Origin of the sequence: uncultured Nitrospira sp., from assembly GCA_902500695.1 — a bacterium.
Lineage (GTDB): Bacteria > Nitrospirota > Nitrospiria > Nitrospirales > UBA8639 > Nitrospira_E.
This window is the reverse complement of record CABVRQ010000087.1, coordinates 1-14,627: the sequence shown is the minus strand read 5'-3', so window position 1 is coordinate 14,627 and position 14,627 is coordinate 1. Positions and strand designations below refer to the sequence as shown.

The window sequence follows — 14,627 nt, the reverse complement described above, 5'->3', positions numbered from 1 at the left end:
TGAGAGTTAGGCCATGAAGCTTGCAGTGGCTTCAGAAAGTTGTCCTTCCAGATAGGTCTGGATTTGAGTGAGATGAGCATGAGAAGAGGCTTCAAAGCGAAGGACTAATGCTGGTTGAGTGTTCGAGGCTCGAATCAGCCCCCACCCTTCGTCAAAACGGACACGAATGCCATCAATCGTAATGATGTCACGTATGGGCAAAGGTGTTGTTTTCAGATTTTGTGTGTTGGCCGCATGCTTCAACCGGGCTTTCACGATTTCTACCAATGAGAATTTCTGATCATCCGGACAATCTACCCGGATTTCAGGCGTCACCACCGTTTGGGGAATATCCGCCAACAGCGACGACAAAGGCTTTTTTCGCTTCACAAGAATTTCGATTAGCCGACAAGAGGCATAAATAGCATCGTCAAACCCATAGTACCGATCGGCAAAGAACAGATGACCTGACATCTCTCCGGCGAGCAACGCCTTTTCCTCTTTCATCTTGGCCTTAATGATGGAATGTCCCGTCTTCCACATAATACCCCGTCCACCTTGTTTTTGAATATCGTCATACAACCCTTGGGAAGCTTTCACCTCTGAAATAATGGCACACCCTGGATTGGCATCCAACACATCCCGAGCAAAAAGGAGTAATAACCGATCACCCCACATAATTTGGCCCTGTTCATCAATGACGCCAATGCGATCAGCATCACCATCGTACCCGATTCCCACGTCGGCTCCTATTTCTCTGACCTTCTCAATCAGGTCCTTAAGATTATCCAGCACAGTGGGGTCTGGATGATGATTGGGGAAATGACCATCCAGATCGCAATACAATCCGGTCACCTCGCATCCCAATTGCTCCAAAGCTTCTTTTGCCACCAGAGAAGCCGCCCCATTTCCACAATCAATCACGACCCGAACCCCCTGGCCATTCAACAAAGAAAAATGTTCTTGTAAAAATTTACGATATTCAGGAATGATGGTTTGCGTTAGAACCGTTCCTGACCCAGATGCAAACTCGCCACTTTCATAAATTTTCTGTAATTCTTGAATATCATTCCCGTACAAAGCTTCCCTGCCTATACACATCTTGAACCCGTTATACTCAGCAGCATTGTGACTGCCGGTAATCATGATGCCCCCGTCAACGTCACAGGAAAACAGCGAAAAATACAGCAAAGGAGTCGCACATAAGCCAAGATCCAGTACATTCACCCCTGAACTGGTCAGGCCGGCAATAAGATGATTTCGAAGTGTTGGTGAGGTTAAACGGCCATCCCGGCCTACCGTGACACTGCGAACACCTCGTGTTCTAGCCAAGGTGCCATACGCACGGCCGATTCGCTCAACCACATCAGGACCTAAATCGTATTCAACAATCCCGCGAATATCATATTCTCGAAAAATTCCCATCCGGCTTTCTTTCCCTCCGAAGTCCTACCCGATCGGTCTCAAGCGACCAAAATCATCCTGAAGTCGAACGATATCATCTTCTCCCAGGTAGGGCCCATTTTGAATTTCAATAATCTCTAAAGGGATCCGCCCGGGATTTTCTAAGCGATGCGGAACTTCCTTGGCTATCCCTGTACTCATGCCAGCCTGTAAATCATAGACTTCTTCGCCACGAGTCACTCGAGCCGTCCCTGCAATAACCACCCAATGCTCACTGCGTTGATGATGGAGTTGAAGAGAAAGCCGTTTTCCCGGAGCGACTTCAATCCGTTTGACTTTGTATCCTTTTCCCTCTTCCATAACGGTATAGGAACCCCAAGGCCGATGCATCGTTCGATGCTCCAAATGTTCCGGGGCTCCCTGTTGTTTCAAAAGATTAACGATCGCCTTGACATCCTGCGCACGATTTTTAGGACAGACCAGGGTAGCATCAGGGGTATCCACCACCACCATATTGTTGAGGCCAATTGTCGCAACGACCCTTCGATCCGCAAATAGCACGGAGTTGCGGCTTCCCATATCGATAATATTCCCATTTCGGACATTTCCATCTTTATCCAGGGGGACCACTTCCTCCAAGCTACTCCAACTCCCCACATCCGACCAACCAAAGTCTATTGGTACAACCACGCTTCGGGAAGAATGCTCCATCACCGCATTGTCGATGGAAAGTGATTCGACTTTGGCATACACCTTTCGAAGGTATGAGGGAAATTCTTCACTTCCCCTTCGGCGCTTAATACCAGTCAACAGCTTGGATAACGCCGGTTGATGAATAGCTATTTCCGATAAAATCTGTGAAGCTTTCCAGACAAAAATCCCGCTATTCCAAAAATAGTTTCCAGATTCACAATAGCGCTTGGCAGTTGTGAAATTCGGCTTTTCAACAAAGCGGGCCACCGAATACCCGATTAATTCGCCTTTGGCTCCTACCTTCCGACGCTTCAATGGCTGAATATAGCCGTAACCTGTTTCAGGACGAGTCGGCTGAATCCCAAACGTCACAAGATGCCCATCCACTGCTAATTCACTCGCAAATTGTACGGCTCGCATGAACTTCTTGGAGGCCTTCACGACATGATCAGCCGGTACCACCACCATCACAGCTTCAGGATCTTGATGTATCAATTGTAGGGCAGCTAGAGCGATTGCCGGTGCGGTATTTCTTCCTTCCGGCTCAAGGATTACATTTCCAGCGATGTCATCTTTCCACTGATTGAGTTGGAGCTTGATGGATTCCGCTTGAACAGCGTTGGTGACAATGGCCATCCGATTCGCAGGAATCTTTTGTAATAGACGCTCAAAGGTCTGTTGTAGGAGGGTTCCTTCTCCCAAAATTCTCAACAATTGCTTTGGAAATCGTTCCCGGCTCAACGGCCAGAAACGGGTACCACTTCCTCCGGCTAAAATCACTCCATAGACATGAGCATTCATAATTTTTCCCTAAGAAGCCCTTCAACCGGTCCAATGGACCAGATAGAAGACCATACTCATTTTGATATAGGCTATAAACTCACACCTAATATTCTCGGATTTTGGCATTCAAAAATACAATAAATACTTGTGAGGCTATTGAAGGATTTTCACAGACAAAATTCTATCGATAACCTCCCGAACAGCTCCCTCACCTCCATTTTTTTTGCAGACATAATGCACAACCTGACGGACTTGCTCGACACAATCCGCAGGAGCTGCCGCATACCCCACAATTTTCAAGGCCTCCACGTCATTCACATCATCCCCGATGTAGGCCATTTGCGCAAAAGGAATCCCGTACTTTTCAGACAAATGGCGGAGAATGGCCACCTTATCCTTGGCCCCCTGAAAGACTTCGGGAATGCCCAATTTTTTTCCACGGCGGGCTACGATTTTGGTGTTTTCCATGGTAATGATAGCGGTGATGAACCCTTGGGCCTGTAAGAGTTTAATCCCCATACCATCACGCGTGTGAAATTTTTTGAATTCTTCGCCTGATTCCCCATAGTACATGCCCGCATCGGTCAGAACCCCATCCACATCCGTGGCAAATAATCTCAGCTCTTTGAAAACTTTCTCGGGCTTACTTAACAATCGTGGAGGATCTTTTTTTTTGAGAGGACTTCCTGCTTTAGTCCTTTTCGATAAAGAAGCGATTCCTTGGCTTTTTTTCACCTGTTCATTTCTACCTTTCTCTTCCACATTTCATACCCAGTTAATTCTAATGATACGACTAAGTTTAAGGCAGTCCTTCCGTTAAGACCATAGGAGGGATAGAATCCAGAATGGAGCCAATCTCAAAAACAATCGTCCGGTTATTTTATTATTTCCGAAATCCAGTTTTGCAAAACCGGATCAAACAAGGGTTGCCTGTGAGCACTAATATCCGATTCCTCATGATCCTAGCTCTTTGTTCCAATCTCCTTTCCTGTTCATCTCCCCAATCTCAGGAAAGACTTGACACCGTCTTATGTTGGCTGCGCCCATCTTGCCTTCCCTCCGAACTCCCATCCCCCACCGAAGAAGCACCTCAGGCCGATACACCCTCAGAGTCAACCAACTCAGTCGTTTCCTCAGAAAGGTCTCAATCCCTACCTCCACAGATTTCTTCTTCTGAAAGTATAGATGCCTTGAACTGTCTCACGTCTGCCCAAATCACTGTGACGGGATCCAACCCTGTTGTCAGGGTTTCATATATTGAACCCACAACAAAAGCCAACGGTCAGACATTAACGAATCTTGCCAAGACTACCATTTACCAGGATATAGGAAAAGGATTACTCAAATATAAGGAGATCAGGGCGACCAATCCAGGAGGGGGGGGGACCATTCAAGAAAAAGTTCTTTTCAGCCTTAAACCAGAGGAAACCCTTCATGCCACAATTTGTGTAACCGCGACCGATTCGAATGGCCAAGAGCGATAATTTTGCATATGGTAAATGATAACTATCTTCAGCCACATACAACATGAAAGGGTCAAGGGAGTTGTGTGCGGATGAGTAGTAGGAGATCATTTGCCTAACATGACTAAATAAAGTTTTCTCCATCTATCACTGCTTGAGCGAGAATCCACGTTGCTCCATACACTCACCTATTTCCAATCCCTGAGTGACCGAATCTTTCTTCCAATCATTCCCCTGTTCTGCACCAACCTGTGAAACGCAGCGTGAATGAGCCTCAGCCGGATCCGTCTCTGCTCTATCGGTGGCAATCCAGACTCCTTGCACGCAGTCTCCATAGGGATGGCAAATACGATCAGCACGAGTAGGACCATGATCCGGATGGGCATACGATTCCCAGATACTACACCCTCCCATAAAAAAAACACTTAGACACAAAAGGAGGAGAACTCCTCCCTCACATTTTTGCCCAATCATACGTTTGCTGATCTCCCAAAAATGTCAGTTATCATAGTAAAGGAACCTATCCAATTACATCCTTTTCCATCTCTATCGGACAGCCAAAGCTGAGAAATAAGGCCTGTTGTAAACTCACTCACGCTCAGGGCAGGAGCATCAACCTTCTCAACTAATTTATAATCCGCGGTAGAAGGTCAAGATTCAGCGCATCTCATCACTACTCATTAAATCTGGCCTTGAAACATGGCCCACAATAACCCCAGATATTCATGATAGGCCAATTCGGCAAGGCGCACGCCTGTGGAACTGGGGAAAAAGTTCACTAAAGACCAAAACTGCAAGGGAGGAACCCATTGTCCGGTTGAGGCCGGAATGGGAATAAGACCTTGCTTCTCAAATAGCCTGACCGCTCGTGGCATATGGAAGGCACTCGTTACCAGGATAAAAGGCTCATCATGGACGATTTCCCGAACATAGTGAGGATGATCCTTGGTATCACGGGATTCAACCTCAAGAACCATATCTGCCCGACTGACGCCCAATTCCTCGGCAACTCGACTCATTGTGGTCGCTTCAGGGGATCCATCAAACCCGGTCCCGCCTGTCAAGATGATTTTACTGCCGGGCAGCAGGCGATGAAGCCGAATGCCCTCCATTAGTCGAACACGGGAATGATGAGACACTTGAAGTTGATAAGGCAACGTCGCATCTCCGGCAATGCCACTGGCCAGGACAACAATCCATTTCACGGAACCTTGTGCGTTTGCGACACCGCCAGGAGGCATAACCTGAGAAAGATTAAGGGGAGGATATTGTGATTCCAGCGTACGTATGATTCGCCCCGAGACTCCCTCGTAACCGCTGGCGACAAGTAGAATGAACCCAACGGCAATCAGAATTTTCCCAACATATTGCTTGCGAGAAAAACACAACAGGAAAAACCCACAAGCCATCAGCTCTATGCAAAGAGAAAGAGGAGAAAAAAAAGAAGCCAAAATCTTTTTAAGACTGAGCATCAAAAGTCTCTTCCTCCTATCGACTGGAAAAGCCCCGCCTACTTATGAAGTAGCAGAAACCGATTACTATAGGAATCTCTCCTAGATTTATTCTCTTGGCCAGCAAAACGACGGTTGGCCCAGAGACAGTTTCATTCTCATCAAGCATGAATGGAAAAACAGCCCTGATCTGTACCCGAGATGGGAGATTGAAGCAATGATTGAATTCGCAAACATCGGGGAGGAATAAAAAACAAGCATTGCAATTTGCAGGCTTCAATTGAAGCCAACCTCCGGCAGCAGAATCGAAGGAGCGACACCCTCCGAAACCGTACCTATCGGGTGGGCTGAAATACGGGTGGGAAGAAAAGTTTAACCGCTTAGGGGGAAGGCATCGAGCAGGAAAGGACCAGATCTTTCTGGTATTTTTTAAAATCCTGAATAGAGGCATCAAGGCTTCGTTGAGCAACAAGGATATCTCTCAAAAGATTCCCTTGGGGGGATTGATGAGTTACACAATAAATCTCTCCCCCTTGAAATCCACGACGACTTCGCCTGCACCCATCAAATTCTTTTGGAGCATGACGGAGACTAAATTTAGCTTCCTGCAATTGGTCATGCTTCCGGACGACCCGATCCTGAGCGGCCCTCAAAAGAGAGACAGCCTCGGTACAGGAAAAATCCCATACCTCCGAGAGAGCCCATGGGGGAAACAATAGTAGGAATAAGATTGTTAGAGTCCAAAACCGCATGGACATCCTCCTCATGTTGAGGAAAAGGGCTAAAATACCGTTGAGAGACTTGCAAATTTTCTCCCAAGATATCCCGCGATTTGGCCCCCTTCAATAGCCTAAAAGGAGGGACAGCCAAGATGGACCAGATCCATAAGAGTTCTGAAGACATACTCTTAAACGCATATCGGTAATGATTTTACAGTCTTACTTCAACACAAAGTGAGCCCGTCTATTCTGTTGCAAACATTCACGGGTGGGTTGACGACAAAACGGTTCATTTTTCCCTAAACTAAGAACTCGTATAGAGGAAGCGCTCACCCCTAAATCCACAAGATAATTCTTCACCGCCATCGCACGTCGCTCACCCAGAACAAGATTATATTCTTCGGTTCCTCGCTCATCACAATGCCCTTCAATCAGGACAGTACGAGTAGCGTGCCGCTTCAGGAATACTTCAGCGTTCTGCATCAGGATAGGAACAGCCTCACTCTGTATATAATATTGGTCGTAGTCAAAAAAAACATCTTCCAACGTCGCGGGAAGAGTGGGGTTATCGGCAGATTGCGCAATGATGTCCGAATCTATTGCCGACGGTATTTCTGATATTGGAGGTTGGGAAACGATTGGAAGAGGTTCCGGCTCGGGCACAGAAGCGGAACGGCCTGTCACCACCGAAGCAGGAGTGGAATCGGAAAACTCCTCGCCCGACTCGGCACCATGGCTAACGATTGCCACATGATGCCAGGAACTACACCCACTCAGAAGGGCAACAAAAAATCCAAGAACTGCATAATTTCCCTGAAACAGCTTCCTCAATGGTGGCCGTTACTCCAAATGTCCCAAGGCAAGCTAGAAGTTCCAACCCTCCTACGGCTCAATCATCTCCAAAGGTAAATCTATCATACAACTTTCAGCAAAAGAGTCAATCTCGGTCGGCACGGCCCTCATGTTTAAACTTGACGGATTTTTTTTCACATAGGTATGATCGGACTCCTGTCGAGTCATTGTTTTTTAAAGTCACTTTTCTCACCATTTCGCGACACAACTCGCTGGACCTCCGTATGATTGACGTTCAACATGTAACCAAACGCTACGGGAACGCAACCGCGTTGGATGACGTTTCTTTCTCCATCAACAAGGGGGAAATCGTGGCATTTCTTGGGCCCAATGGCGCAGGAAAAACCACGACCATGCGTATTCTGACGGGGTTTATGCCCCCAACCCTGGGAACCGTTCGTATTGCAGGGTTTGATTGCCTGGAAACACCCTGGGAAGTCAAAAAACATATCGGGTACCTCCCTGAAACACCGCCTCTCTATCTTGAACTGACCGTCAGTGAATATTTAACCTTTGTGGGAAGAATTAAACGACTTTCTGATGACCAATTGACCGAACGGATGGATACCATCATTACCCAGACAGGCCTGGCCGATGTTCGGGGACGAGTCATTGGACATTTATCCCGTGGCTATCGGCAACGCGTTGGCTTGGCACAAGCTCTTTTGCACAATCCTCCCGTTTTGATTTTGGACGAACCAACGACAGGGTTAGACCCGAATCAAATCATTGAGATTCGAGAACTCATTAAAAGTCTGGCGGGCTCCCACACCATTATTCTAAGTACACATCTGCTGGCCGAGGCAACCGCTATTTGCCAAAGAGTCATTATCATTCACCGTGGCCGAATCGTAGCCGTGGACACGCCGGAACAGTTAGGGGCCAAACTCCGTGAATCGGAAACGCTCAGCCTGACCGTGAAGCAATCCGACCCGGACCTGTTGGAGGCGCTTCACCATTTTCCCGGGGTCATCCGAGTCTCTCAAGGGGCAACAGCTCACACCTACCTTCTGGACACGCAGATGGGCCTCGATATCCGAGAGGAATTGACCCAATTTATCGTCTCACGAAATGTGGGCCTTCTGGAATTAAAAACTCAACCCCTCACCCTTGAGGATGCGTTTAAAGTGCTCACACAAACCAACACTCCCAGCGATCCCAGCATTAGCACGCCTGGTGGTCAACACTAACCGCGTAAACCCGGATTACTCTTTATGAATCCCGTTCACACGATTGTTGCCAAAGAATTACGAAGTGCTTTTGTGTCCCCAGTGGTCTATGTCATCGCGGCTATTTTTTTGGCTATCGTGGGCCTATTGGCCTATTCCGCAGCAGCCAATGCGAGCAACCAGGCCATCCGCCTGATGCAAATTCAAAACACCTACGCACAACTCAACCTCAATGATATGCTGTTCAGGCCACTTTTTCGAAGTATTAACCTCATCCTCATGATTATTCTGCCATTACTCACGATGCGTCTGTTCGCCGAAGAACGCAAACTCCGAACCTTCGAGCTCCTTCTCACGTCCCCCATTGGCGTGAATGAAATCGTTTCTGGAAAGTTCATGAGTGTGATCATCGTCTATAGCGGCCTGTTATCACTGACAAGCCTCATCCCAATAACACTTTCCGCCTATGCAACCTTTGATTGGCGACCGATCTATCTTGGGTATGTCGCCCTGTTCCTCCAAGGAACCCTTTTAATATCCATTGGTCTGTTTGCCTCGGCATTAACGGAGAATCAAATTATTGCGGCTTTTTTAAGTTTTGGCTGCATTTTAGGTCTCTGGATGCTCGGGGCGTTAGGAGGCATTGTTGGGGACACCACGATCGGACACATTCTGTCCTATCTCTCTTTTAGCGAACATTATGAACGATTGATTCGAGGGTTGTTCAATCTCAAAGATATTCTCTATTACGTCTCCGGCATAGCCTTTATGTGGTTTGCCGCTCACCAAGCCGTCGACGCCTACCGATGGAAGTAACCCGTGTGTCCTCAATTCTCGGAATAGCCGGAACCCTATTTGCCCTTATAGGAATTGGGCTTCCCATATTCCATCCTGCTGGAGGGAGCCTCTCCTCAATCCTGCTCGGCCTGGGGACACTTTGCCTCCTGGGCTATTTCGCCTTCCATTTTCGCAGTCTCACCGCGTTAGCTCGAACCCGGTCTACCCGACTCGGTGCACATAGCCTGTTTTCGGTCCTGCTTGCGGGCGTCGTCGTTGCCTTACTCAATTTTCTTGCAGCCAAGCATGCCCCGGAATGGGATTTCTCAGAGACACAAAATTTCACCTTAAGCCGGCAGACCTATCAAGTCCTTCGAACGCTTCCAAGAGAAGTGAACATGACTGCCTTCACCCATGAAGGAAGCCCGGGCTATGGCGGCTACCAGGATCTATTGACGACCTATGCGAAGGAAAGTCCTCTCATCACGCTGACATTCATCGATCCTGAACGCCAACCAGACAAAGCCAAAGAGTATCAGGTATCTCGTATCGATACCGTCGTGGTAGAAAGCGGTTCCCAAAAAGTCTATCTCCAACGGTCCTCTGAAGCCGATATGACCAATGCGTTGCTCCGAGTTACACAGGACACAAAAAAGCGCATTGCCTTTGTCACAGGCCATGGCGAAAAAAGTCTTTCTGACACAGAATCGTCAGGATTATCTCGTGCCGGCGATGCCCTGACCAAGCAAGGCTATGCGGTTGAGACAGTGGATTGGCAAAACACGGCTTCCCACGAAGCGGCAGTCCTCATCGTGGCCTCCTCCACAGTAGCCGTATCCTCTGAGGACCAAAACCGGATAAGTCAATATTTAAAAAAAGGCGGACGGGTTCTGGTGATGGTTGATCCAGCCAGTGCCACTTCTTTAGATCCTCTGATCTCACCCTTGGGCATTCAATTGGGGGCCGGCATCCTGGCCGATGAACAGGATCGCCTGGGACGGGGAAGTCCCACCGCATTGCTGGTTCGCACCTTTACGACTCATGACATCACCGAAGACTTCACAACTCCTATTCTGTTTCCCGTGTCCCGCTCAGTCAGTTTTAACGCAGTACAAGGAAACACCTGGGAGTATGTCGCCTTGGCGCAAACGTCTCCGGAAAGTTGGGAAGAAATGGACCTGGTGAATCCTCAACCGGAATTTATTGCGGGCAAAGACGCGAAAGGCCCGTTTACTGTCGCTGGCCTCTTGACCCTAAAATCCAGCGATCAGACCCCATCGGCTCAATCTGCCGTCCTCATCGTGGGCAATGCCGCATTTGCGACCAATGGGTATCTGACCTATCCGGGAAACACGGATTTTTTCTTAAAAGCCATTGCCTGGCTTGCCCAGGAGGACGCATTAATTTCCCTGACACCCAAAGATCCGGCCTTTCATCCATTCATACCGAATCCCTCGCAGGAACAAGCGCTCGTGTTTTTTCAAGTCCTGTTCCTTCCACTCCTTACCTTATTTATCGGTCTATCCGTTTGGAAAAGGCGGCGAAGTCTGTAACATGATAAATCCCATTCGAGTGACGCTCATCCTGGCTCTGGTCGTTCTAGGCTTGGGAGCCTATATCCTCCTCGTTGATATTCCACAAACTCGGCAACTGGAAAAACAGGAAACCCAGGAAAGACAGATCCTGCCGTTTGATGACCGGGCAATCACGCAAATCACCTGGGCCACTCCCACGGACACTATCCGTCTCGAACGTGATGACCAATGGCGGTGGATGGTGACGGAACCCATGCGGACACCGGCGGATGCGCGTGAAATACGCGGGATCCTACGATCACTGACGATAGGAAAAATCAAACGGTCTATCGAGGACGGTCCAAGCAATTTGTCAGCATACGGATTAGAGCCCCCTTATCTTACCCTCACCCTGACCACCCCGACTGAGACACAGGAAATGGCTCTAGGGGATGCCGGTCCCTTTGCTCCGTCCCTGTACGTCCAAACGAAACCTGACAATCAGGTCGTGCTCACCACGTTGGATGTCATGACCTTTGCCCAAAAGTCTCTCACGAACTTTCGACTCAAAGACCTCTTATTTTTCGAGCGTGATCGAGTCCTGGAGCTGCACATTCAGCTCGGCTCAACCACCATGATTATGACGCGGATGGCAGGAGCCCATAGCTTGACGCCGAATTGGATGTTTCAAAGTCCCGTGAAAGGACCTGCAGACAAAACGGCCGTGGGAACACTCCTCATGGATTTGGGAGGTCTGGCCGCCACAGGGTTCATTGATACCGAGGAGGAGAAGAAACGGATTCTGGGGCAACCGGCCCGCATTCAGGCTACGATCCAAGTCCTAGAAGGCGCACGCACGCACCATCTGAAACTCTATCAATTTGCTGATCCAGAAAAGGCCTATGCCAGTACGTCCGCCTCCGGCCCACTCTATGAGATTCCCTCGGGGATACTGAAACCCATCACTCAAGGCATGTTTCATTTTCAAGACAAACGTCTCTTTGGCATGGAAGTCGCCGATATTGCTATGCTGACCGTCCACACACCACAGGATCATTATGTCCTCATCAATCAACACGATGAGTGGAGCTTAGATGATAATCCTTCAGCAGAGATAAACCAGGAGGTTGTGAAACTTTTTGTCAGTCGGATCGTGGACGCACCAGCAGAAATATTCCACCCCGATTCCTCCCTCGCCTCAAAAGACATCGGGATGGCCGCACCTAACGCCACAATTTCTGGGATGAACCGCAAGGGACAGGAAGTCGGCCGATTAATTTTGGGGAAAAGAGAACGAGGACTGGTCTTCGCCAAGGGAGCAAGCTTGCCAGGGCTCTACCAGGTCCGATCGACTATCCTTGATCAAATACCTCAAAAAGCCGAACTGATACCACAAGCCGTCTTGCCCGAATAGACTTTCCTCCCATCCACGCTTCAATACTTGATTGCCGTACATTCTCCTATTGAGTGGGCACAACGGCAACCGTTGGTCACGATCATAAAGGAACCCAACACTTCCTGAGGTTCTCTCCTAACGTAATGGAGTTTGTTGGCCTTCTTCCTGGCCCATCTTTTTAAAGAACCGATCGGAATCCTGCTGAATGTCTTTTTTGGACGGGTCCGATTGAGGTTCGGGTGTGGAAGAACACCCCACCATCATCGCTCCCATCAAGAAAACAGCACACATAATGACGGTCGCCTGAGTTGTGGCATCATTCCAAGTCATTATCGTTCCCCCCAAATCGATTGAACATATGATGGACATTCTTAGAACATTGACACCGTCATACCCTACATCGGACCCTGAGCATCGATCAACACACAGACCTGAATTAACTGAGGTATAGGAGTCGGTTACCGTTCCGGCCGCCTTAAAATCTCATGATCAGATCCTTAGAGTGAGGAGCTACCAGTGTCCATCCATGCTTCTTCCCAACTTCCGGAGTTCCTGCGTCAGAAAGCCCATCAACTTCGCATCCATAGCATCCGCGCCACTACCAATGCCGGAAGAGGACATCCCAGCAGTTGCTATTCCTCCGCGGATATTGTGGCTACCTTATCCTTCTCGGTCATGCGATTTGATCCTAAACACCCACGCAACCCTGACAACGATCGATTTATCTTATCCAAGGGTCATGCAATCCCGTCGCTCTATGCCGCCTGGGCGAAAGCCGGGTTATTCGACCCCAAACAGTCGCTCGAGCTCCGGATGCTCGAGTCGGACCTCGAAGACCATCCCACTCCCCGCCTCTCGTTTGTCGATATGGCTACCGGATCTCTGGGGCAAGGCTTGTCGGTGGGTGTCGGCATTGTCTTAAATAATAAATACCTGGACAAGGCTTCAGCTCGAAACTGTGTGGTATGAGGGGATGAGGAATCTGTCGAGGGATCAGTGTGAGAGTCCGCCGATATTGCCAGGAATTTTCAATTAGATAATCTGTGCGACATTGTAGACATTAATCGGCTTGGGCAATCGGATCCCACGATGCTGAAACATGACCTGCCCACCGACCAGGCCCGATGGGAGGGATTTGGCTGGCATACCATCTGCGTGAATGGGCACAATCACCCTGAACTCCTCAAAGCCTTTGCAGAGGCCGCTCAGACCCACACGAAGCCCAACATGATTCTCGCCAAAACAGTGAAGGGAAAAGATATTCCGTTCGCCGAAGATCACCCTGGTTGGCACGGAAAGTCTCTCAATGCACAGCAAGCAGAAGAAGAGATCACCTCATTGAATCAGACGTTACCGTCCTCCTCTCCCCAGGTTTCCATAGCAAAGCCTATACCGGTTCAACGGGGCAAGTGCGCCATCCAACCACTGCCACCCCCAACGTATGAGGCAACCGATTTACTGGCTACTCGAGAGGCGTTTGGAGAGACCTTGGGACAACTGAGAGAAGTCAATTCCCGGGTAGTCGAGTTGGTTGCTGACGTGAAAAACTCGGCCTATACGGATAAATTCTGGAAACGGTTTCCTGATCGTTTATTTAAAAGTGTCATTGCCGAACAAAACATGGTGGGTACCGCAGCCGGTCTCGCGCAGCATGCGGGAAAATTCCCTTGGCCGCCACCTTCGCCTGCTTTCTCACGCGTTTCTAGGATTTCATCTGCATGGCGGCCATCAGTCAGGCCCAAGATTAAACTGATGGGTTCCCACGTTGGAGTCAGTATTGGTGAGGATGGTCCTTCACAAATGAGATTGGAAGACCTGGCGATGATGGCGGCCCAGCCGGGAGTGGTCGTCCTGTATCCCTCCGATGCCTGTGCGCCTATCGGCTGGTTGAGAAACCATGGCCAATCACCAGGGCATGGTGTACATGCGAACAGGGCGTCCCAAAACCCCGGTATTCTACGGAGGCGAGGAACCCTTCACGATTGGAGGCTCAACAGTTCTCTGTTAAAGCGCCAAGGATCAGTTAACCATTGTGGCCGCAGGGGTCACGGTCTTCGAAGCACTCAAAGCGTATGATGAACTGCAAGCTGCCCGAATTGCGGTGAGAATCATCGATCCCAATAGTGTGCCCCAAATCGATAGGGCCACACTACTACAAGCCGCCAAAGCCACGAACGGCCGGTTCCTCACCGCAGAGGACCATTACCTGCATGGTGGAATCGGTGATTCCGTCCTCAGCACGATGGCTGGGGAAGAAATACGACTCACGAAAATGGGCATTAGCCAAATCCCACATAGCGGGAAGCCGGATCAACTCCTCGATCATTATGGAATTGCTGCACGGGCCATTGTCGAAAAAGTTAAACAATTAGCTTAAGTATGTCGATCGATGTTTCCACCATCAAATTTTGACTCCATTCCGCTCTT

Annotated in this window: 14 protein-coding genes and 1 pseudogene; 7 read left to right on the top strand and 8 right to left on the bottom strand. The window is 49.0% G+C overall.

All coding sequences use genetic code 11. From position 1 onward, the window contains the following. Positions 1–6: 6 nt before the first annotated feature. The 7 genes from AAH187_RS16415 to AAH187_RS16385 all read right to left on the bottom strand — a co-directional run bounded on the left by AAH187_RS16415 (position 7) and on the right by AAH187_RS16385 (position 7,323). Positions 7–1,404, bottom strand: a complete 1,398-nt coding sequence (locus AAH187_RS16415; RefSeq protein ID WP_342349557.1) for a phosphomannomutase/phosphoglucomutase — start codon at positions 1,402–1,404, stop codon at positions 7–9. A gap of 24 nt (positions 1,405–1,428) precedes the next feature. Further along, positions 1,429–2,877: a mannose-1-phosphate guanylyltransferase/mannose-6-phosphate isomerase gene (locus AAH187_RS16410; RefSeq protein ID WP_342349556.1), complete on the bottom strand. Its 1,449-nt coding sequence runs from the start codon at positions 2,875–2,877 to the stop codon at positions 1,429–1,431. Positions 2,878–3,012: 135 nt separating this feature from the next. After that, positions 3,013–3,594 carry an HAD-IIIA family hydrolase gene (locus AAH187_RS16405; protein WP_342349555.1) on the bottom strand — a complete coding sequence of 194 codons (582 nt, stop codon included), beginning with the start codon at positions 3,592–3,594 and terminating at the stop codon, positions 3,013–3,015. A gap of 875 nt (positions 3,595–4,469) precedes the next feature. After that, the gene (locus tag AAH187_RS16400) at positions 4,470–4,796 is read right to left on the bottom strand and encodes a hypothetical protein (protein ID WP_342349554.1); all 327 of its coding nucleotides are present in this window, start codon (positions 4,794–4,796) and stop codon (positions 4,470–4,472) included. A 206-nt stretch (positions 4,797–5,002) separates the two neighbouring features. Next, a complete protein-coding gene (locus AAH187_RS16395; protein ID WP_342349553.1) occupies positions 5,003–5,794 on the bottom strand; it encodes an ElyC/SanA/YdcF family protein in 792 nt (263 codons plus the stop codon). A 359-nt stretch (positions 5,795–6,153) separates the two neighbouring features. Beyond that, a complete protein-coding gene (locus AAH187_RS16390) occupies positions 6,154–6,525 on the bottom strand; it encodes a hypothetical protein (protein WP_342349552.1) in 372 nt (123 codons plus the stop codon). A 186-nt stretch (positions 6,526–6,711) separates the two neighbouring features. Continuing rightward, positions 6,712–7,323, bottom strand: a complete 612-nt coding sequence (locus AAH187_RS16385) for an OmpA family protein (RefSeq protein ID WP_342349551.1) — start codon at positions 7,321–7,323, stop codon at positions 6,712–6,714. A gap of 245 nt (positions 7,324–7,568) precedes the next feature. Between AAH187_RS16385 and AAH187_RS16380 the strand changes: the two genes are divergently transcribed. The 4 genes from AAH187_RS16380 to AAH187_RS16365 are packed head-to-tail and all read left to right on the top strand — an operon-like array spanning position 7,569 to position 12,218. Then, entirely contained in the window at positions 7,569–8,534 is a 966-nt protein-coding gene (locus AAH187_RS16380) for an ABC transporter ATP-binding protein (RefSeq protein WP_342349550.1), read from the top strand. A 24-nt stretch (positions 8,535–8,558) separates the two neighbouring features. Beyond that, a complete protein-coding gene (locus AAH187_RS16375; protein ID WP_342349549.1) occupies positions 8,559–9,329 on the top strand; it encodes an ABC transporter permease subunit in 771 nt (256 codons plus the stop codon). 5 nt (positions 9,330–9,334) lie between these two features. Continuing rightward, entirely contained in the window at positions 9,335–10,843 is a 1,509-nt protein-coding gene (locus tag AAH187_RS16370) for a DUF4350 domain-containing protein (RefSeq protein WP_342349548.1), read from the top strand. Position 10,844: 1 nt separating this feature from the next. Then, entirely contained in the window at positions 10,845–12,218 is a 1,374-nt protein-coding gene (locus tag AAH187_RS16365) for a DUF4340 domain-containing protein (protein WP_342349547.1), read from the top strand. 117 nt (positions 12,219–12,335) lie between these two features. Here AAH187_RS16365 and AAH187_RS16360 read toward each other — a convergent pair whose 3' ends face one another. Then, positions 12,336–12,530, bottom strand: coding sequence for a hypothetical protein (locus AAH187_RS16360; RefSeq protein ID WP_342349546.1), 195 nt, complete (start codon positions 12,528–12,530; stop codon positions 12,336–12,338). Positions 12,531–12,716: 186 nt separating this feature from the next. Between AAH187_RS16360 and AAH187_RS16355 the strand changes: the two are divergent. From AAH187_RS16355 to AAH187_RS16345, 3 genes and pseudogenes are all read left to right on the top strand, one after another. Then, positions 12,717–13,466: pseudogene (locus AAH187_RS16355) on the top strand (transketolase); the annotation flags it as partial. Further along, positions 13,446–14,276, top strand: coding sequence for a hypothetical protein (locus AAH187_RS16350; RefSeq protein ID WP_342349558.1), 831 nt, complete (start codon positions 13,446–13,448; stop codon positions 14,274–14,276). The pseudogene AAH187_RS16355 and the gene AAH187_RS16350, both read left to right, overlap by 21 nt. Further along, positions 14,233–14,577 carry a transketolase C-terminal domain-containing protein gene (locus AAH187_RS16345; RefSeq protein ID WP_342349545.1) on the top strand — a complete coding sequence of 115 codons (345 nt, stop codon included), beginning with the start codon at positions 14,233–14,235 and terminating at the stop codon, positions 14,575–14,577. The genes AAH187_RS16350 and AAH187_RS16345 overlap by 44 nt, the downstream gene beginning before the upstream one ends. The last annotated feature ends 50 nt before the right edge of the window (positions 14,578–14,627 follow it).